General features: G+C 71.4%; 13 protein-coding genes and 2 tRNA genes. 2 read left to right on the top strand and 13 right to left on the bottom strand.

Annotation, left to right across the window (positions count from 1 at the left end; all coding sequences use genetic code 11):
• Positions 1 to 164: 164 nt before the first annotated feature.
• Positions 165 to 536, top strand: a complete 372-nt coding sequence (locus tag QN157_12060) for a ferredoxin family protein (GenBank protein ID MDR7556324.1) — start codon at positions 165 to 167, stop codon at positions 534 to 536.
• Between the two features lie 207 nt (positions 537 to 743).
• On the opposite strand, the gene lon is transcribed toward QN157_12060, so the two are convergent.
• The 12 genes from lon to QN157_12000 form a co-directional block, all read right to left on the bottom strand.
• Complete coding sequence (gene lon, locus QN157_12055; protein MDR7556323.1) at positions 744 to 3,188, bottom strand: endopeptidase La; 2,445 nt, start codon at positions 3,186 to 3,188, stop codon at positions 744 to 746.
• Between the two features lie 382 nt (positions 3,189 to 3,570).
• Positions 3,571 to 4,809 (bottom strand): ATP-dependent Clp protease ATP-binding subunit ClpX, encoded by a 1,239-nt coding sequence (clpX, locus tag QN157_12050; protein MDR7556322.1) that lies wholly within the window; start codon positions 4,807 to 4,809, stop codon positions 3,571 to 3,573.
• A gap of 37 nt (positions 4,810 to 4,846) precedes the next feature.
• Complete coding sequence (gene clpP / locus QN157_12045) at positions 4,847 to 5,449, bottom strand: ATP-dependent Clp endopeptidase proteolytic subunit ClpP (protein MDR7556321.1); 603 nt, start codon at positions 5,447 to 5,449, stop codon at positions 4,847 to 4,849.
• Position 5,450: 1 nt separating this feature from the next.
• Entirely contained in the window at positions 5,451 to 6,704 is a 1,254-nt protein-coding gene (tig, locus tag QN157_12040) for a trigger factor (protein ID MDR7556320.1), read from the bottom strand.
• Positions 6,705 to 6,740: 36 nt separating this feature from the next.
• Positions 6,741 to 6,828, bottom strand: a tRNA-Leu gene (locus QN157_12035).
• Positions 6,829 to 7,092: 264 nt separating this feature from the next.
• Positions 7,093 to 8,298, bottom strand: a complete 1,206-nt coding sequence (gene amrB, locus QN157_12030; GenBank protein ID MDR7556319.1) for an AmmeMemoRadiSam system protein B — start codon at positions 8,296 to 8,298, stop codon at positions 7,093 to 7,095.
• Positions 8,299 to 8,448: 150 nt separating this feature from the next.
• A tRNA-Lys gene (locus QN157_12025) sits at positions 8,449 to 8,524 on the bottom strand.
• A gap of 45 nt (positions 8,525 to 8,569) precedes the next feature.
• Complete coding sequence (locus tag QN157_12020) at positions 8,570 to 9,709, bottom strand: extracellular solute-binding protein (GenBank protein ID MDR7556318.1); 1,140 nt, start codon at positions 9,707 to 9,709, stop codon at positions 8,570 to 8,572.
• A 500-nt stretch (positions 9,710 to 10,209) separates the two neighbouring features.
• Complete coding sequence (locus QN157_12015) at positions 10,210 to 11,190, bottom strand: VWA domain-containing protein (protein ID MDR7556317.1); 981 nt, start codon at positions 11,188 to 11,190, stop codon at positions 10,210 to 10,212.
• Positions 11,191 to 11,253: 63 nt separating this feature from the next.
• The gene (locus QN157_12010) at positions 11,254 to 12,555 is read right to left on the bottom strand and encodes an MFS transporter (protein ID MDR7556316.1); all 1,302 of its coding nucleotides are present in this window, start codon (positions 12,553 to 12,555) and stop codon (positions 11,254 to 11,256) included.
• Between the two features lie 109 nt (positions 12,556 to 12,664).
• On the bottom strand, positions 12,665 to 13,495 hold the full coding sequence (locus QN157_12005; protein MDR7556315.1) for a tetratricopeptide repeat protein: 831 nt from the start codon (positions 13,493 to 13,495) through the stop codon (positions 12,665 to 12,667).
• Complete coding sequence (locus QN157_12000; protein MDR7556314.1) at positions 13,492 to 14,346, bottom strand: Ku protein; 855 nt, start codon at positions 14,344 to 14,346, stop codon at positions 13,492 to 13,494. Before QN157_12000 ends, QN157_12005 begins: the two co-directional genes overlap by 4 nt.
• 45 nt (positions 14,347 to 14,391) lie before the next feature.
• On the opposite strand from QN157_12000, the gene ligD reads away from it, so the two are divergent.
• Complete coding sequence (gene ligD / locus QN157_11995) at positions 14,392 to 17,007, top strand: DNA ligase D (protein ID MDR7556313.1); 2,616 nt, start codon at positions 14,392 to 14,394, stop codon at positions 17,005 to 17,007.
• A gap of 139 nt (positions 17,008 to 17,146) precedes the next feature.
• Here ligD and QN157_11990 read toward each other — a convergent pair whose 3' ends face one another.
• The gene (locus QN157_11990) at positions 17,147 to 19,399 is read right to left on the bottom strand and encodes a xanthine dehydrogenase family protein molybdopterin-binding subunit (GenBank protein ID MDR7556312.1); all 2,253 of its coding nucleotides are present in this window, start codon (positions 19,397 to 19,399) and stop codon (positions 17,147 to 17,149) included.

The following is a 19,399-nucleotide window of genomic DNA, read 5'->3' as shown; positions in this document are numbered from 1 at the left end:
ACCGCGAATGCGTACACCGATGAGTTCCGAACTCTGTACACAAAAATAGTGCGACAGTTTTCGTATTTTGTCAACTTTTGTGTGGTAGTCGTGGATTCCTTGTTGACGGTGGTCGCTGATGGTATGGTGGGGACGGACGGTACGCACCCTCAAGGAGGCGGTCGATGACGTACATCATTGCCGAGCCGTGCATTGGCGTGAAGGACCGAGCCTGCGTGGAGGTCTGTCCGGTCGACTGTATCTACGAGTACGTGGAAGAGGTCGGCGGGTTCGTAGTTCCCGACCCCTCCACCGGATCGGGACCGGACAAGCAGGTCATCCCCCGGGGCGACGTCACGCACATCCCGCCCGACCACATCCCCAAGGACGTGCTGACCGCGCAGCTCTACATCCACCCCGATGAGTGCATCGACTGCGGGGCCTGCGAGTCGGTCTGCCCGGTCACAGCCATCTTCGCCGAGGCCGACGTGCCCGACCAGTGGAAGGCGAAGTACATTCCCCTGCAGTACGAGGTCTTCGGGCTCGAAAAGAAGTAACCGCAGGCCGGGAGGGGATGGTGCGTCCATCCCCTCCCAGGAGTGGGCCTTCCGGTGCCTGACCCCGGGTGATCGGCAGCGCCGGGCAGCCCCACCCACCCCACGCACGGATTGCGTCGTCGCCGGCCGGCCCGGCTGCTCGCCGGCGCGACGATGAGCACACCCGGGGGACCGGCCGACGGCGTGCAGGCGCCGTCGCCGACAGGCCTAACTGATCGCAGGCGCCTCCGGCTGGCGCGGGACCGGCTGCACCGAGGGGACAGGTGGGGCCACCAGCGGCCCGGGGACGGCTACCGGCCCCGACGACGCCGCCGCCTCCTCGCGGCTGGGGAGCAGCGCCTCGGCCAGCACCTCGTCCATGTGCGCGACCAGCACCAGCCGCAGGTCCCGCCGGACGTTGGCCGGGATCTCCTGGAGGTCCTTCTCGTTCTCCTTGGGCAGGATTACCGTCTTGATGCCGGCCCGGTGCGCGGCGAGGATCTTCTCCTTGAGCCCGCCGACCGGCAACACGCGGCCGCGCAGGGTGATCTCGCCGGTCATGGCCACGTCGCGGCGCACCGGGCGGCCGGTGACCGCCGAGGCGAGCGCGGTGGCCATGGTGATGCCCGCCGACGGGCCGTCCTTGGGCACGGCTCCTGCGGGCACGTGGATGTGTACGTCGGTCTGCTGGTAGAACGCCTCGTCGGCGCCGAACCGGCGCGCGCGCGAGCGCACGTAGGACAGGGCCGCCTGCGCCGACTCCTTCATCACGTCGCCCAGCTGCCCGGTGAGGACCAGCTTCCCCTCCCCGCGCATCAGCGTGGCCTCCACCGACACCACGTCGCCGCCCATCTCGGTGTAGACCAGGCCGGTGGCCACACCGACCTCGTCCTGCTTCTCGGCGGTGCCGAACCGGAACTTGGGCGGCCCCAGGTACTTGTGGACGTTGGCGCGGGTGATGCGCGCGCGGGTGACGGTACCGCGGGCGACACCCGTGGCCACTTTGCGGCAGATGGCGCCGATCTCGCGCTCGAGGTTCCGGACGCCCGCTTCCCGCGTGTACTCGCGGGCGATGAGCCGCAGCGCGTCGTCGGTGAAGGCGAGCTGCTCCGGCGTCAGGCCGTTGGCCTTCAACTGCTTGGGCACCAGGAACTGCTCGGCGATCTTGACCTTCTCCTCTTCGATGTAGCCCGGGAAGCGGATGACCTCCATGCGGTCCCGCAGCGCGGGCGGGATCGTCTCCAGGATGTTGGCCGTGGTGATGAACATCACCTCGGAGAGGTCCAGGGCCAGCTCCAGGTAGTGGTCGCTGAACGCGTGGTTCTGCTCGGGGTCCAGCGCCTCCAGCAGTGCCGCCGACGGGTCGCCGCGGAAGTCCACCCCCAGCTTGTCGATCTCGTCCAGCATGAACACGGGGTTGCGGCTGCCGGCCTGCTTCAGGCCCTGGACGATCCGCCCGGGCAGCGCCCCCACGTAGGTGCGCCGGTGCCCGCGAATCTCCGCCTCGTCCCGCACGCCGCCCAGCGACACCCGGACGAACTTGCGGCCCAGCGCGCGGGCGATGGATCGCCCCATGGAGGTCTTGCCCACGCCCGGGGGGCCCACGAAGCACAGGATCGGGCCGCGCGACTCGGGCGACAGCTTGCGGACCGCCAGGTACTCGATGACGCGCTCTTTGGCCTTCTCGAGCCCGTAGTGGTCCTCGTCGAGGATCCGGCGCGCCTCGTCGATGTCCAGCCGGTCCTCGGTGCGGGTGGTCCACGGGATCGCCAGGATCCAGTCGAGGTAGGTGCGCACCACGACCGCCTCGGCCACCATGGGCGGCATCTTCTCCAGCCGCCCGAGCTCCTCCAGCGCCTTCTGCTTGACGTGCTCGGGCAAGTTGGCGGCCTCGATCTTCTTCCGGTACTCGTTGACCTCAGCCTGCCGCTCGTCGCTCTCGCCCAGCTCCTGCTGGATGGCCTTCATCTGCTCCTTGAGGAAGTACTCGCGCTGGGACTTCTCCATCTGCTTGCGGACGCGGTTGTGGATCTTCCGCTCCAGCTCCATCACCGCCAGCTCGCGCGTCAGCACGGTGTTGAGCTGGTCCAGGCGCGTCTTGGGATCGGCCTCCAGCAGACCCTGCCGCTCCTCCAGTTTGAGCGTGAGGTGCTGGGCCACCAGGTCCGCCAGGCGCCCCGGATCCTCCGCCTGGCTGGCGGCCACCAGCTGGTCGGGCGGCACCGTGCGCGCGAGCCGGGCGAACCGCTCGAACTGCGAGAGCACCGCGCGCATGAGCGCCTCGACCTCCGGCGTCTTCTCCACGGTGTCCGCCTGCAGGACGACGGCCACTTCGAAGTACGGCTCCTCCTGCGGGAACTCGGTGATGCTCACCCGCCGCAGGCCCTCGACGATGACCTGGAGCACGCCGTCGGGCTGCTTACCGACCTGCAATACCCGGCAGACCGTGCCGACGGTGTAGATGTCCTTGGGCCGCGGGTCGTTGATGTCGTCGTCCCGCTGCGCTGCCAGGACGATGAGCCGGTCGCGCTCGAGCGCTGCCTCCAGCGCCCGCAGGGACTTGGGTCGCCCCACGCCCAGCCCCTGGACCTGCGTGGGGAATACGACCGTCCCTTTCAGCGGCAAAAGCGGCAGCCGCTCGGGGATCTGGGTGGGCACGTTGGTGCCTGCCACCGATGTCCTCCTCTGGCCCTCGTACGGGCCGGTCACGATCTCGTCCGCTGGCCCTGAGCCCTCCGGCGTTCGGGCTCCAGCCAGCGACGATGTGGACCGGTCGGGCATGCCCCGCCGGTCCTCGTACTATAGCAACGATTCCCGGATCGCGCGTGTTCCCGACCACCGCGCCATCGCAGTGGCGCGGATTTATCAAATATAAATATTACAGGATAATCTTGGCACTGTGCAACGTGTCGGACTGCGTCCCAGAGAGCCGACAGGGCAGCAGCTGTGTCCACACAGCCGGGGTCCGCGCGCAGGGAACCCGCTCGGACCCGGGAACCGCTCGGCCTGGGCCCCGCACCTCGAGTCCGGAATCCGTCGGGCCCCGGCCCCGCGCCTACGACGCCGACCGCTCGCGGCTGTGCTTCTTCAGGTCGCTGGCGGTGAGCAGCAGCGGCCCCGCCCGGCGCAGGACGGCGTCCTCGGTCACGATACAGCGCCGGATGTCCGCGCGGGAGGGGACCTCGTACATGATGTCGAGCATGATCTCCTCGATGATGGTCCGCAGGCCGCGCGCCCCCGTGTTCCGCGCCATGGCCTCCCGGGCGATGGCGCGCAGCGCTTCGTCGGTGAACGCGAGCTCCACGTTGTCCATCTCGAGGATCTTCTGGTACTGCCGCACCAGGGAGTTCTTGGGCTCCACCAGCACCCGCACCAGGTCGTCCTCGTCGAGCGGTTCCAGCGGCACGACGATGGGCAACCGCCCGATGAACTCCGGGATCAACCCGAAGCGCAGCAGGTCCTGGGGCATGATCTGCGCCAGCAGTGCCGCCACGTCGCGCTTGGTGCGGGAGGCCACCGGTGCCCCAAAGCCCATGCTCGTCTGGCGCACGCGGGCCTCGATGATGCGCTCGAGCCCTTCGAAGGCCCCGCCGCAGATGAAGAGGATGTTGGTGGTGTCGATCTGGATGAACTCCTGGTGCGGGTGCTTCCGGCCACCCTGGGGCGGCACGTTGGCCACCGTGCCTTCCAGGATCTTCAACAGCGCCTGCTGGACGCCCTCGCCCGACACGTCGCGGGTGATGGACGGGTTCTCGCTCTTGCGGGCAATCTTGTCCACCTCGTCGATGTAGACGATGCCCCGCTCGGCCTTCTTGATCTCGTAGTCCGCGGCCTGGATGAGCCGCAGCAGGATGTTCTCGACGTCCTCCCCCACGTACCCCGCCTCGGTCAACGAGGTGGCGTCGGCGATGGCGAACGGCACGTCGAGGATGCGGGCCAGGGTCTGCGCCAGCAGGGTCTTGCCGCACCCGGTGGGCCCGATCAGCAGGATGTTGGACTTCTGGAGCTCGACGTCGGAGGGCCGACGGGTGCCGATGCGCTTGTAGTGGTTGTAGACGGCGACCGCCAGGGCCTTCTTGGCCCGGTCCTGACCCACCACGTACTCGCACAGGGCCTCGTAGATCTCCCGCGGCTTGGGCGTGGGCCGGAGCCCCGGCCGCGGTTCCTCCGCCGCCAGCTCTTCTTCGACGATCTCGCTACACAGCTCGATGCACTCGTCGCAGATGTACACGCCCGGCCCGGCGACGAGCTTGCGCACCTGCGCCTGGGGCTTGCCGCAGAAGGAACACTTCATGCGGTCACGCTCGTCGCTGCCACGGAACACGGTTCCCTCATCCGCCCTTCGCCACGCGCTCCCGCGGCCGGATGACCTGGTCGATGAGCCCGTACTCCTTGGCCTCGCTGGCACTCATCCAGAAGTTGCGGTCGGTGTCCCGCTCGATCCGCTCCAGGGGCTGGCCGGTGTGCCGCGCCAGGATCTCGTTCATGATGGCGCGCATCTTCAGGAACTCCTTGGCCTGGATGTCGATGTCGGTGGTCTGTCCCTGCGCGCCACCCCAGGGCTGGTGGATCATGATGCGGGAGTACGGCAGGGCCGAGCGCTTGCCCTTGGTGCCCCCGGCCAGCACCAGCGCCCCCCCGCTGGCGGCGAGCCCCACGCAGATGGTGGCGATGTCGGGCCGCACGTACTGCATGGTGTCGTAGATCGCCAGCGAGGCGATCAGGTCGCCGCCCGGGCTGTTGATGTAGAGCATGATGTCCTTGTCGGGGTCTTCGCCCTCGAGGTAGAGGAGCTGGGCGATGATGAGGTTGGCCACATCGTCGTCGATGGGCCCGCCCAGGAAGACGATGCGCTCCTTCAGCAGCCGCGAGTAGATGTCGTAGGCGCGTTCCCCACGCGGCGTCTGCTCCACGACAATGGGTACCAGGGTCATCCTAGCCGTCCACCTCGCCTCTCGCGCGCGCCACCAGGGCGGCCGCGGCCTTGCGCCGGCGCAGCACCGCCCGCAGGGTCGCGCGCCGGGTCTCGTCCGCCAGCCACTCCCGCAGCCGCGGGAGATCGAGCTGCAACTCCGCGGCGAGTTTCTCCTCCTCCGCAGCGATCTCCTCTTCCGTGGGGGTCAGCCCTTCCCGGTCAGCGATGGCGTCGAGCAGCAGGCGCACCTTGAGCCGTCGTTCGGCGCGCGGCCGCAGCTCCTCCCGCAGCGTCTCCAGTCCCTGGCCGGTCGCGACCAGGTAGCGTTCCAGCGTCAGCGCGCGCCGCTGCAGCGACTCCTGCAGGTCCTCGACGAGGTGGTCCAGCTCGTGCTCGACCATGCTCACCGGCAGCTCGATCCGGGCGCGTTCCAGCACCGCGGCCAGCACCTGGTCGCCGTAGGCCTCCTGGGCCCGCGCGGTTGCGTCGCGCTCCAGCTGCTCGCGCAGCCGGGCGCGCAGCGCGTCGACCGAGGCGACGCCGGCGGCCGTCTGGGCGAAGGCGTCGTCCAGGGGCGGCAGGTCGCGGCGCCGGACGTCCACCACGGTCACCACCAGCCGGCCAGCCTCACCCACCGCGAGCGTGCGCTCGTCCCCCGCCTTCGCCCCCTCGAGCCCGGTCTCGACATCCGGCGGGAACACGCCGGCCCCCAGCTCGATCAGCACTTCCCGGCCGACGGCAAAGCGCTCGACGCCTTCCACCGCCGTCGGGCGGACCAGCACGAAGTCACCGCGGGTGGCCGGCTCCTGCACCGACACCAGACGGCCATGGCGGCGCCGCAGGTCCTCGATAGCAGCATCGACGTCCGCGTCGCTCACCGTGGGTGCGGTGTATGGCACCCGCACGGTCGCGTAGTCGCCCGGATCCACCTCGGGGGCGATGTCCACCCGCGCCGTGAACCGCAGGGGTTGCGTCTCGTCGAGCGGCGGCACGTCGAACTCCGGACGCCCAACCGGCACGACGCCGGCCTCGGCCACGGCCCGCCGGTAGGCTGCAGCCACCAGGCCCTCCAGGGCCTCGTTGTAGATCTCGTCGCGTCCAACATAGCGCTCGAGCACCGCCCGGGGCGCCCGGCCCGGCCGAAATCCGGGCACCCGCACCTGACGGGCCAGTCGCCGCGCGGCTGCCTGGACCTCCCGGCTCACCTCCCCTGCGGGCACCTCGACGTCGAGAACCGCCCGGCTGGGCGACTCCCGCCTCCACTCTACTTTCATCGACAGCCTCCTGCTCGATGTCCAGGGGGCACGACCTGGTGCGGGCGGAGGGACTCGAACCCCCACCGGCTCAACGCCGACCAGATCCTAAGTCTGGCGCCTCTACCAGTTTGGCTACGCCCGCACATACCCCAGCGCGGTATCCCCCACCCTGTAACGGGAAACAGACAGGCCGGCTGGTCACGCCCTGCCGGCCCGGCCACGTCCGCCGTCTGCCATTCTACGGCAGGCCCCGGGAGATGTCCATGCGGCGGCCGGGCGGCCGTCGGGCGCGTGCCCGCACCAGGACCGTGTCGGCCTCGGTGGACCCCGCAGCAATCGGGGTCGGGATGCCCAGCCGCCGCCGCAACGCGCCAGGATCGTGGAGACCGGCAGCCCTTGGAGCGGGTCAGACTAGGGCCAGGCTGGCGAACGAGACCAGGCCGCCTGCAGGGTCCTCTGCGGTGCCATACCGCAGCAGCCGTCCGCGCACCGGGTCGAGCACGCGCAGTGCCAGGTACACGGCCGACAGGGCGTCGATCCGCTGGGGATTGCCGCCGACCGTGACCCGTTGCCAGAACCCGTCGGCATCGCCGGCCACGATGGCCTCGAGCACCTCTCGGTCCCGCGCCGCGGTGCGCGCGGCCAGGACCGGGGAGACGGGCTCCGGATCCCCGAAGCGAGGCCCCACGTGGCTGAAGTCCACGCCGACGACGACCGCGATTTCGTCGGCCCGGGCCGCCAGCACCTCCCGCACCGCCTGCACCACGCGCTCCACGGCCTCGACGCGACGGGGCGACTCTCCTGGCGCCACCCACCGTTCGAACGCCGAGACCAGGAGTGGGACGATCGCCGGAGGACGGCCCTGGCTGATGGCCTGCAGGAAGAGCACCTGGAACTCCAGCGAGTGCTCGGTCCGATGCGCGATCTCGTGCGCCGTGAGGTCGCCCAGCCGGTCCTGCAGCGCCGCTGCGATCTCCAGGTCCACGGGCACCGTGCCCAGGGGCGTGAGGAACGGCTTGCACGTCAGCACGATCGGGACAGGAGGGGCACCGTGGGCCACGCCGAGGAGCAGACACGTGGGGGGCAGACGGCGGGCCAGCGCCGCATACGCCCAGCCGTAGCACCAGCCGCCCCGACCCAGGTCGATGTGCGGGGCGACGATGCCCCGTGGCTGGAGGTCGCCCAGCTCCTCGGGTGAGGCGGCGCGCAGGTACTCGGCCAGCGTCTGGCGCAACGCGTCGGGGTCCGCCGGGTAGGCAGTGCCGGCGTGGAACGCCGGTCGCACCGGTGATGTCCGGAACGCGTCTTCCATGGCCTGGCGGCGTGCGCGCAGGCCGTCGCTCTCCAGCAGGCCGTGGTGGTCGAGCTCCTCGACGAGCCGCCGCAGGTCCCAGGAGAACAGGAGGTCGCCGCCCGACCGGCGGGCGTACTCGGCCTGCACGTCGACGACGTCGCGGTGCCCGTCCAGCAGCAGCGCCACGAAGAACGCCTGCGGGGACAGCAGCACCGGCCGCTCGGCCACGCCGTCGGGGTCGCGTACCGCGATCAGGTCGCGGCCGCTCAGCCGTACGGGGTAGGCGTCCAGGCCAGGGCGAAGACGCGGCAAGGCCACGGAGTGTGCTCACTCCCCAACGGTACTATAGTACGCGAGGGCGTCCCGGGAAGCGATCGGGGGAGTGGGTCGTACACGCGGCGTAGAATCGTCGCTGTGGTGCGCGTGGTCTCGAAGCGCGAGAGCGCCGGAACTACTAGACGTGCCCGCTGGAGGGCCGTGAGGGACTCGAACCCACAACCCGCTGATTAAGAGTCAGCTGCTCTGCCAGTTGAGCTAACGGCCCTCGTTCCGTCCCCTATTATAGACCGGCCGAACGGCATGTCCAGCACTACGGGCAGTGCAGGCGGCGGAGCTGCTCGTGCCGCTCGAAGACCAGCTTGCGGTACAGCTCGTTCACCTCCTGGTAGCGCTTCTGGGCCAGGTCGTCGTCGTAGATGGTGCGCACGGGCCGCTCGTAGAACGAGCGCATGCCCGAGAAGGCAGCGGCCTGAGCGGCCACGGACCCGGGCGGGCCTTCCATCTTGAACCGCGGCAGGATCGGGAACAGTCCGTGGGCCATCATGAGCTGCTGCCCCTCGTCGCTCAGGAGGAACTGGAGGAAGGCGCGGGCGGCGCGTGGCGCGCGCGCGCCCGTCAGGATCGCCGACGGCGCCGGCGAGATCCAGGCGTAGGGCGGGCTCACGAAGCGGATCTCGTGGCCGTCGCGCACCTCCTGGAACGCCATGTAGCTGAGCACGGCGAAGCCGACGGCGAACTCGCCCCTGGCGACGAACGTGGGCACGTCGCGGCTGCGGGTGACGTAGATGCCGGTGGTGGCAGCCAGCCGCTGCGCCCACTCCCACCCCCGCTGCCAGCCGCGCAGCTGCAGGATCACCTCGAGCGACGCGTGGTTGGTGGCGGAGCGGTCCGGGGTGGTCTGGACGACCTGGCCCCGGAACCGGCAGTCCAGCAGGTCGTCCCAGTCCCGCGGCGGCTCGAGGCCCAGGCGCCGCAGCAGGCGCGGGTGGTAGACGATCCCGGCCGGCGTCAACGCGGTGCCGATCCAGTAGCCGCCCCGGTCGCGCAGTGGGATCGGGCGGGGTTCCCCCACCGTCTGGGGGACTTCGCGGACTAGGGCGTCGGGCAGCTCGTGCGGCACGATGAGCCGGCGGGCCACGAGGTCGTCCAGCACCTCCGCCTCGCTGGCCCACAGCAGGTCGGCGTCGGGGCGCCCGCGCCATTCGAGCACCCGGGCGTACATCGTCGGGCCGCCCAGGTAGACCAGCGTGGGCCGGACAGCGGCGCCGTACCGTTGTCGGGTGTGCTCGGCGAAGCGGGTCGCCACGGGATCGGCGACCTCGCGCGGGATGGGCGTCATGACCACCAGGCGATCTTCCAGCGCCTGCCCGGGCGCCGGATGCGACGGACCAAGCAGCAGACCCAGCGCCACCAGTACGAGGGCAGCCCCGCGGACAACTCGTGCGACCATGGTCGGCTCCTTCTGGCGCAAAGCAAAAGACGCCCGATCTCGGGCGTCCCCCGGGGCGATGCGAACGCGCCAGGAACTCGCAGCCTTCACCTCATACGGACTGTACCGTCGGCCCCGGAATTCCACCGGGCCACGACCGGCGCGCGCCGGTCTCACGGGCTGTAACCGCCGATCGGGAATTGGCGCGCCGTGCGCGCCTCACCCTGCCCCGGAAGGCTGCGGCCTCTCGGTGCTGGCTCTCAGCATAGCGCGGGCCGACGATGCCCGCAACTGGTCCCGCGTCCCCGGCTCCCACGCCCTCTGAGCAGCCCGGGCACCGGTGCGGCGGCCTGCGCGCGTTGCGGAGTACAAGAACACCGAGGTCACCGTGCGCAACCGACCGAGGGCGCCCGGTGAGGCGTCCATGTTGTGAACGGGGCCTGTACGGAAGGGTCGGGAAGTTGCCGTGACGCAGGCAGCACTCGCAGAGGCGCACTGCACTGCGTGCGTCCCGTGCTGCCCTACGGAATCCCCAGCCGGTGGACGATCGCCCCGGAGACGAGCAGGGCCGCCGCCAGGGCGATGCCGCCGAGGAGCCCGACGACCCCGGTCACCTCCTGCGGGCGGCGCTCCCACCCCACGGCCCGCGCGAGCCGTTCGTAGGTCTCGCGCAAGCCCTCGGCCGACGTGGCCCGGAAGTACTTGCCGCCGGCCTCCCGCGCGATGGCCTGCAGCTCGGTCTCGTCCAGCGGACCGCCAATGGTCCACGCGCCGTCGGGCGTCTGCGGCTGCCCCACGCCCACGGTGTACACGGTGACCTGCTGCAGCCGGGCAATGGCAGCGGCCTGCACCGCGTCGATGCCGGTGTTGCTGCGGCCGTCCGAGAGCAGGATCACCACGCCTGGCGGCAGCGGCCCCGCCGGCCGCACGGTCAGGGTGCCGTCGGGCTCGGGCCGCACCCGTCCTGGCAGCGCCGCCACCGCCTCGAGCAACCCCTCGCCGATCGCTGTCCGCCGGATGAACCGGAGCCCGTCGAGGGCATCGAACAGGGGCTGGCGCTCGGTGGTGGGCGGGACCAGCAACGACGCGTATCCCCCGAACGCCACCAGGCCGATGCGCACACTCGGGGGCACCGTGCGGATGAACGCCCGGGCCGCCTCCTGCGCCGCCGCGAGCCGGTTCGGGAGCACGTCGGTAGACCGCATGCTGCCGCTGCTGTCGATGGCGAGCACAATCGCGGCGCGGTCTGCGGGGACGGGCAGGGGGACCTGCGGTCTGGCGAGCGCGACGAGCACGAGCACCAGCGCCGTCAAGAACAGCACCGCGGCCAGGTGCTGGCGCCCCGGCCGCGCGTGGGCCGCGGCCGCGCGCAGCATGCCGACGTGCGGCACCAGCACGGGGCCCGCGGGCGCACGGCGGCGTGCTCGCCGATACAGCAGCCCCAGGGCCGGCACCAGCAGCAGCAGCCAGAGAACTGCGGGCCACACGAAGGGCGCCCGCATCAGCACGCCACGCCGACGGGCGTCCCGTGTCGATGGTCGCGCATCGCTGACCTCCCGACGACGTTAGTCCCCTGCGGGGACCGGCACGGGCGTCGACCTGGCCGGGTACGGTGATCCGCCGAGCGGAGCCGGACGGATCGCCAACACCAGCAGCCCGGCGATCAGGGCGAGCGCCGCCGCCGAGTGGAACGCCAGAGTGTAGGTCCCCAACCGATCGTAGAGGACCCCGCCTACGAGGGCGCCGACGGCCGCCCCGATCTGGTGCGAGAAGAAGATCCAGCCGGACAGCTCGCCAACGGAGTAGCGCCCGTAGATCTGGGCGGTCAGTGCGGTGGTCGCCGGGACCGTGGAGATGTAGTTCAGGCCGTAGACCGCCGCGAACGCGAACAGGCCGGGCACAGTGCCAACGAAGGGCAGGAAGGCCAGCGACGCCCCGCGCAGCAGGTAGTAGGCCGCGAGCGGCGTGCGGGCGCCGTAGCGGTCGCAGATCCAGCCCGACGCCACGGTGCCCAGGACGTTGAGCGCGCCCATGACGCCCAGGGCCTGCGCCGCCTGGCCCGCGTGGAACCCATGGTCGGTCGCGTGCGGGACCAGGTGGGTGAGCACGAGCCCCGACGTGGTGTAGCCGCATACCCAGAACGAGCCCGCGAGCAACCAGAAGGGCAGTGTCCTGGCCGCGTCCCGTATCCCCGTCCGCGCGGCCGCCCGGTGCGCCGCCGTCACGGGGCGCGCGTCGTCGGCCGCGCCGTACGGCCGCAGCCCGACGTCCTGGGGATCGTCGCGGATCACCAGGAGCACCACGGGGAGGATGACCGCCAAGAACCCGAGCCCCAGGCCCAGGTAACTGGTCCGCCAGCCCCACGCGAGGGTCACGGCCATGACCAGGGGCACGATGAGCAGCTGTCCGGCCGCCATCCCCGCCCCGGCCAGGCCCAGCACCAGCCCGCGCCGGGTGTCGAACCACCGCGCGGCCAGCGACGCCGCCACGGACATCGCGGCACCACCCGCGCCCAGCGCCGTCACGATCCCGGCGGTCAGGTAGACGTGCCACAGGGCTGTAGCAACCGACGACGCGAGAGCACCGAGGCCGAGCAACGCGGCCGCGCCGGTCAGCACCCGGCGGGGGCCCCAGCGGTCGGCCACGTACCCCACCGCCGGACCCACCGCACCGTACAGCAACAGGGACAGGGACGCCACCAGGGACAGCGCCGCACGCGTCGCGTGAAAGTCCGCCTCCAGGGGCTTGATGAACACCCCGAACGAGGCCCGCACGCCCGAGGAGGTCAGCAGAACGAGGATCACCGCGCCCAGGACGACCCACGCGTAGTGCATGGGCATGGGCGAGCGGGCCGTCGTCTCGGTCATCAGGGTCTCCTCGCAGCTGCTCTGTGAGACGCAACTCTGCGGTCCGGTCGGTCTATTCCCGTCCCGCGGCCGCCGGCGTCTGCGCCCACCGCCACCCCGGTCCGGGCTCCTACCGGCGTGTCCGGGCGGGGCGCCCGTAGAGGGCGCGCGCGCTGCGCAGGTGCGCGATGGCCTCCGCGCGGCGGCCCATGGTGTCGTAGAGCAGGCCCAGGTTGTAGTGGGCGTCGGCGAACTGCGGGTCGCGCTCGAGCGCCTGCCGGTACATCTGCGCGGCCTCCACGTACCGTCCCAGGTCGTCGAGCAGCACGCCGAGGTTGAAGTAGGGAATCGGATCGGCCGGCGCGTGGCGCATGGCCTGGCGGTAGTGCGCCTCGGCACGGGCGGTGTCCCCTGCCTGGTGGTACAGCCGGCCCAGGTTCGTGTGGGCGTCCGCGAAGGTGGGATCGAGCTCCAGCGCCTGCCGGTAGGCCAGGCGGGCCTCCGCGGGCGACGATGCCTCGAGCTCGCAGGCTAGGGTGAACCAGTCCTCGGCGTCCAGGGCCGTGGCCGGTCCGGCCGGCGTCGGCAGCGCGACCTCCTCCGCGACGTCCTGCACGTCGAAGTTGAATAGGAACTGGCCGGAGTCGGGCTGCCAGCGGGCCTGCCCGTCCCATGCCACGATCCGTCGCCCGTCGGCGTAGATCGTGAGGCTGGTGAGGTGCCGGTCGTCGGGGAGCTGGCGCCGTAGTGACTGCAGCAGCCGCCGGATGCGCCGCAGGGGGACGCGGGCGTCCAGCAGGCTGCGGGTCGTCTTGAGGAGCAGCAGGTCCTGGAACGAGAACTCCAGCCGGCGGCCGCGGCCCTGGCGCGGGGTGACGAGCCCGGCGCGCACGCAGGCGCGCACGCGCCCCTCGGGCAGCTCGAGGATCTTCGCCACCTCGCGGGTGGTGAAGTGCGTCATCTCCTGGCAGCCCGCGCCCTCCCCGCCTCACCCGCTGTCGTGCGTCTGGCCGGAGCCGCTGGTTTCTTCTCCCGCGGCACGCGCTTCTCCAGGCTCTTCTTCAGGGCCTCCATGAGGTCGATGACCTGGGCCCGCTGGACCTGCGGCCCCACCGGCACGACCTCCTTCCCTTCCACCTTGGTGTTGATGAGGTCCAGGACGCGCAGCCGGTACTCGTCGTGGTACTTCTCCGGCGCGAACCGGTCGGTCGCCAGCTCGTCGATGAGCTTGACCGCCAGCTGGAGCTCCCCTTCCTTCACCTTCACGTCTTCCCCGCGGTTGATCTCTCCGAAGTTGCGGACCTCGTCGGCAAAGTACATGGTGTGGAGCACGAGCCCGCCCTGGGCCGCCCGGATCAGCACCAGGCTCTCCTTGCCGTGCATCACGAACGTGGCCAGCGCCACGCGGTTCGTCTTGGCCATGGCGTCGGCGAGGAGGCGGTAGGCCTTCTCCCCTCCCTTGTCGGGCCCGAGGTAGTAGCTCTTTTCGAAGTAGATCGGGTCCACCTGCGGGAGGGGCACGAACTCCGCGATGTCGATGACCCGGGACGCGTCGCCTTCCAGTGCCTTCAGTTCCTCGTCGGTCACCTGCACGTAGCGGTCCTTGGCGTACTCGTAGCCCTTGACGAGTTCCGCACGGTCGACGACCACCTGCTCGGTGGGGCAGAAGTACTGCTGGCGGACACGACTGCCGCACCTGGCGTGGAGCAGGTTGAACCGGATTCCGCCGGGGGAGGTGGCGGTGTAGAGTTTGATGGGAATGGCCACGAGGCCGAACGAGATCGTACCGGAACCGATCGAATGCGGCGGCATCGGCGGTTCCTCCCGGAGGCGCCTGAAGGTGTCCTGTACGATACCATGAAGCGCCAGCACGCTCAAGCCCGCGGTGGGCGCGCCGGCGGAGCCGCCCCCGTCCCAACGGCCGCCGCCGCGCTCGCGGCTTACCGACACAAGCGCGATCCGCAGCGGACGCCCGAGCCGTTCGGCGGAAGCCCGCGGGGCGGTCCGCCACGGTTCGTCGTCCAGCAGCACGCCGCCCGGCGGCTGCACTACGACCTGCGCCTGGAGATGGGTGGCGTGCTGAAGAGCTGGGCCGTCCCCCTGGGCCCCTCGGTGAAGCCCGAGGAGAAACGGCTCGCCGTCCAGGTCGAGGACCACCCGCTGGAGTACGCCGACTTCGAGGGCGTCATCCCGCCGGGCAACTACGGCGCTGGACCCGTGATCGTGTGGGACACCGGCACGTACCGCCTGGGCGCGCCCGACGACCCGCTGGAGCAGCTAGCGCGCGGCCGGCTCGAGGTGGAGTTCTCCGGCTACAAGATGCGCGGGTGGTGGACCCTGGTCCGCATGGCCCGCACGGAGCGGAACTGGCTGCTGATCAAGAAGGCCGGTCCGGGCAGCGGCGACGAGGAGCTGACCGCCCGCTACCCTCATTCGGTCCGCTCGGGGCTGACCATAGACGAGATGCGCGAGCCGGCGCGACGCCTCCAGGCGATCGCGGCGCGGCTCCAGGCGGCCGGCGCACCCCGCGGCGACGTCTCCGCCCGGACCCAGGCGTTCATGCTGGCGACCCCGGCAATCCGGCCGTTCTCCCACCCGGGGTGGATCTTCGAGGTGAAGTACGACGGCGTGCGGGTGCTGGCGGAACGGCGCGGGGAGACGGTGGCGCTCGTCGGCCGCAGCGGGCAGGTGGTGACCGACCGCTACCCCGAGATCGCCGAGGCCCTGCGGTGGCTCCCCGTGACCCGCGTCGTCCTGGACGGGGAGATCGTGGCGTTCGACGCCCACGGCCGGCCGAGTTTCCAGCGCCTCCAGGCCCGGATGCTCTTGCGGCGCCGTGCCGACGTGGCCGCCGCTGTGCACACCCATCCGGTCGTTGCGGTCTTCTTCGACTGCCTGGCGGTGGAGGGCCACGACCTGCGCCGGCTGCCGCTCCTCGAGCGAAAGGCGTGCCTGCGTCTGGTGGTGCCGCCGCTGGGGGTCGTCCGCTACGGCGACCACGTCGCCGAGCACGGGGACGCCTTCTACGACCTCGTCTGCGAGCAGCGACTGGAGGGGATCGTCGCCAAGCGCGCTGACAGCCTGTACGTGCCGGGGCGTTCGCGAGAGTGGGTGAAGATCAAGTGCGTCCGGCGCCAGGAGTTCGTCATCGGCGGGTACACGCTGCCACGGGGCGCGCGGCGGTTCTTCGGCGCGCTGCACCTCGGGCTCTACGATCAGGAGGGCCGCCTGACCTACGTGTCCAAGGTCGGCTCGGGGTTCGACGACGCCACGCTGGCCCGGGTGTGGGAGGCGCTGCGCCCCCTGGCGCGCGCCACGTCCCCGTTCGCCAGCGGCGCGCCCACGGGGCGCATCCACCGGTGGGTGGAGCCGCGCCTGGTGTGCGAGGTGCGCTTCGCGGAGTGGACACAGGACGGGGGGCTCCGGCATCCGGTGTTCCTGGGGCTGCGGCCCGACCGGGCGCCCGAGGAGTGCCGACGGGAGGAGCCCGAAGACGAGCAGGCGGTGTCCGCGGCGATCGTCGCCCCGTCCGACCACGGACCCACCGACGTGGCGCCGCCGCGGGTGCGCGTCACCAACGCCACCAAGGTCTTCTGGCCCCGCGAGGGCTACACCAAGGGCGATCTGATCGCCTACTACGAGGCGGTGGCGCCGCTGGTGCTGCCCTACCTGAAGGATCGTCCGGTGGTGCTCACGCGCTACCCCGATGGCATCGCCGGCAAGTCGTTCTTCCAGAAGGATGCGCCGGCGTTCGTGCCGGCATGGGTGCGCACGGCGCGGATCTACTCCGCCGAGGCCGAGCGCGAGATCCGCTACGTCATCGTCGACGACCTCGACACCCTGCGGTACGTGGCCAATCTGGGCACGATCCCCCTCCACATCTGGGCGTCCCGGGTGGGCAGCCTGGACCGGCCCGACTGGCTCGTGCTCGACCTCGACCCCAAGGACGCGCCCTTCACGGACTGCGTGGCCGTGGCCCGCGGTCTGCACCGCATGCTCGAGGAGCTGGCGCTGCCGCACTACGTGAAGACGTCCGGCGGCAGCGGGTTGCACGTCCTGGTGCCGCTGGGCGCACGGTACACCTACGAGGAGGCGCGCACGTTTGCGCGGCTGCTGGCGCTCCTGGCCGTCGAGGCGGCGCCGGCGATCGCCACGGTGGCGCGCCCGCTGGGGGCGCGGGGCGGGAGGGTGTACGTCGACGTGGGGCAGAACGGCCAGGGCCGCACCATCGTGGCGCCGTTCTCGCTGCGTCCCCTGCCCGGGGCGCCGGTCTCCTGTCCCCTGCGCTGGAGCGAGGTCACGGCCAGGCTCACGCCGGCGCGGTTCACGCTGGCCACGGTCCCCCAGCGGTTTGCGTCGCTGCCCGATCCGCTGGCGCCGGTCCTGCGCGAAGCGATCGACCTGGCGGATGCCCTGGCGCGTCTGGAGCGGCGGTTGGGCGCATCCCGCGGCCGACGCGCCAGCGCGCGATAGGCCCGCAGCTCCGCGCCGCTACCTGCAACGCAGTACCTCGCCCCTCGAGCGGCTCCAGCGTGCGCGACCAGGTGGGTGACGCGCGGTGCGTGGATTGTCCGGCCCCTCGCCCCACCACGTCGGTTGGCCGGAACGTCGGCTACGCGCGACGCGCGTGGATCGCCCGCCAGATCTTGCCCGGCCACAGCGGCATGTCGAGGTGGCGCACGCCAAAGGGCGCGAGGGCGTCCAGCACCGCGTTGACCACGGTCGGGGTGGCGCCGATCGTGCCGGCCTCCCCCACGCCCTTGGCCCCCAGCGGGTTGCGCGGCGTGGGCGTTTCGGTACGGTGCGCCTGGAAGCGCGGCAGCTGCGGTGCCCGCGGCACGGCGTAGTCGGCCAGGGTCGCCGTTACGAGCTGCCCCTGGCGGTCGTAGACGATCTGCTCGTAGAGGGCCTGGGCCAGGCCCTGCGTGACCCCGCCGTGGATCTGTCCTTCCACCAGCAGCGGGTTGATCGCCACGCCGCAGTCGTCGACCGCCACGTACGCGCGCAGGGACACCTGGCCGGTCTCGGGATCCACTTCCACGACGGCCACATGCGTACCGAACGGGAACGTGGCGTCGCCGGCGTCGAACGTCGCGCGTGCCCACAGCATGCGCCGGCCTGTGCGGGCGACCAGGGCACCGAGCGTCACGCCGCGCTCGGGGGTGCCCGCCACGAAGACCCGGCCCTCGGCCAGCACCAGGTCCTCGGGGCGGGCCTCCAGCTGCGCGGCCGCCAGGGCCACCAGCCTGCGGCGCAGGCGTTCCGACGCCCGGTAGGCGGCGGTGCCGCCCACCACCAACGACCGGCTGCCGGCCGTGCCCTCGCCCGTGGGGATCCGCGCGGTGTCCCCATGCACGACCGTCACGGTGTCCAGGGGCACGCCCAGCACGTCGGCCACCACCTGAGCGAGGCCGGTGGCCGTCCCCTGCCCGTGCGGCGAGATCCCGGTCAGCACCGTCACCCTGCCGGCGGTGTCCACCTGCACGCGCACGCGATCCTCGCCGTAGGTGCACCACTCCACGTAGCTGCCAAGCCCGATGCCGAGGTAGCGGCCCTGCTGCCGGCCCTCAGCCTGCCGCCGCCGCCACCCCGCGTAGTCGACGACCTCCAGCGCGCGGTCGAGGGCACGGGCGTAGGCGCCGCTGTCGTAGAGATAGCCTGCGGGGGTGCGGTAGGGGAAGCGTTCGGGGGGTATGAAGTTGCGCCGGCGGACCTCGGCGGGATCGGTCCCGATCTCACGCGCCAGCAGATCGAGCATGCGTTCGAGGTAGAACGCAGCCTCCGGGCGCCCGGCGCCCCGGTAGGCGCCGGTGGGCATGTGGTTGGTGTACACTTCCACCAGCTCGACCTCGACGTCCGTGATCTCGTAGGGTCCTGTTGCCATGCGGGTCGTGAGGGTCGGGACGTCGGCGGTGGTGGACAGCAGGTAGGCGCCGACGTCGGCGACGATCCGCAGCCGCAGCCCGCGGATGCGCCCGTCGCGGTCCGCGGCCAGCGCGACGTCGGCGGCCTGCGCCCGGCCGTGGCTGGTGGCCAGCAAGTCCTCCCGGCGCGTCTGCACCCACTTCAGAGTGCGTCCCAGGCGGACGGCCAGCACCGGCAGCAGCAGTTCCTCGGGGTAGATGTTGATCTTCGCACCGAACCCGCCGCCCACGTCGGGTGCCACGACCCGGATGCGCAGCCCGGCCAGCTGGGGCAACGCCTCCAGCAGCGCGTGGAGGTCGTGGGGCATCTGGGTGGACGACCACACCACGAGGTGTCGTCCCCGACGCCCCGATGGCGGCACCGCCAGCACCGCGCGCGGTTCCAGCGGGACCGCAGCCAGGCGCTGGTGGGCGATGCGCTGCTGGAGCACCACCGGCGCGCGGGCGAACGCCGCGTCGGGATCGCCGTAGCGCCGATGACGGCGGTAGGCCACGTTGGACGCAAGGCCCTCGTGGATGACCATCGCGCCCGGAGCCAGCGCGTCCTCCGGGTCGGCCACCACCGGGAGCGGATCGTAGTCGACCTCGACGCGCTCGGCGGCGTCGGCGGCCGCATACGGACCGTCGGCCACCACGGCGGCAACCGGTTGCCCCACGTAGCACACCCGGTCGATGGCCAGCACCGGGTGTGGCACCACCGCGCCGCCCTTAATCTCCCCGGACAGAGGAGGCAGGTCGGGGAGGTCACGCGCCGTTACAAGCTCGACGCCCGCCGGCGCGCGGATGCCGCGTACGCGCGCATGCGCCAGAGGACTGCGTACGATCGCCACATACCGCAGCCCCTGCGCGGAGAGGTCCCCGGTGAACGTCCCGCGGCCGGTGACCAGCCGCGGGTCTTCCAGCCGCTTGACGCGTGCCCCACGATATGCTGCGTGCCCCAT

This window comes from Armatimonadota bacterium, from assembly GCA_031459855.1.
Taxonomy (GTDB): Bacteria; Sysuimicrobiota; Sysuimicrobiia; order Sysuimicrobiales; family Humicultoraceae; genus Fervidifonticultor; species Fervidifonticultor primus.
This window is presented reverse-complemented; position numbering and strand designations above follow the sequence as displayed.

What these genes read in the sequence shown, in the direction of transcription:
- QN157_12015 (MDR7556317.1), bottom strand. Translation starts at nt 11,190, where the DNA reads ATGCGGGCGCCCTTCGTGTGGCCCGCAGTTCTCTGGCTGCTGCTGCTG.
- tig (MDR7556320.1), bottom strand. Translation starts at nt 6,704, where the DNA reads ATGAAAGTAGAGTGGAGGCGGGAGTCGCCCAGCCGGGCGGTTCTCGAC.
- QN157_11990 (MDR7556312.1), bottom strand. Translation starts at nt 19,399, where the DNA reads ATGGGGCACGCAGCATATCGTGGGGCACGCGTCAAGCGGCTGGAAGAC.
- ligD (MDR7556313.1), top strand. Translation starts at nt 14,392, where the DNA reads ATGAAGCGCCAGCACGCTCAAGCCCGCGGTGGGCGCGCCGGCGGAGCC.
- clpP (MDR7556321.1), bottom strand. Translation starts at nt 5,449, where the DNA reads ATGACCCTGGTACCCATTGTCGTGGAGCAGACGCCGCGTGGGGAACGC.
- QN157_12020 (MDR7556318.1), bottom strand. Translation starts at nt 9,709, where the DNA reads ATGGTCGCACGAGTTGTCCGCGGGGCTGCCCTCGTACTGGTGGCGCTG.
- QN157_12060 (MDR7556324.1), top strand. Translation starts at nt 165, where the DNA reads ATGACGTACATCATTGCCGAGCCGTGCATTGGCGTGAAGGACCGAGCC.
- QN157_12010 (MDR7556316.1), bottom strand. Translation starts at nt 12,555, where the DNA reads ATGACCGAGACGACGGCCCGCTCGCCCATGCCCATGCACTACGCGTGG.
- QN157_12005 (MDR7556315.1), bottom strand. Translation starts at nt 13,495, where the DNA reads ATGACGCACTTCACCACCCGCGAGGTGGCGAAGATCCTCGAGCTGCCC.
- clpX (MDR7556322.1), bottom strand. Translation starts at nt 4,809, where the DNA reads ATGAAGTGTTCCTTCTGCGGCAAGCCCCAGGCGCAGGTGCGCAAGCTC.
- QN157_12000 (MDR7556314.1), bottom strand. Translation starts at nt 14,346, where the DNA reads ATGCCGCCGCATTCGATCGGTTCCGGTACGATCTCGTTCGGCCTCGTG.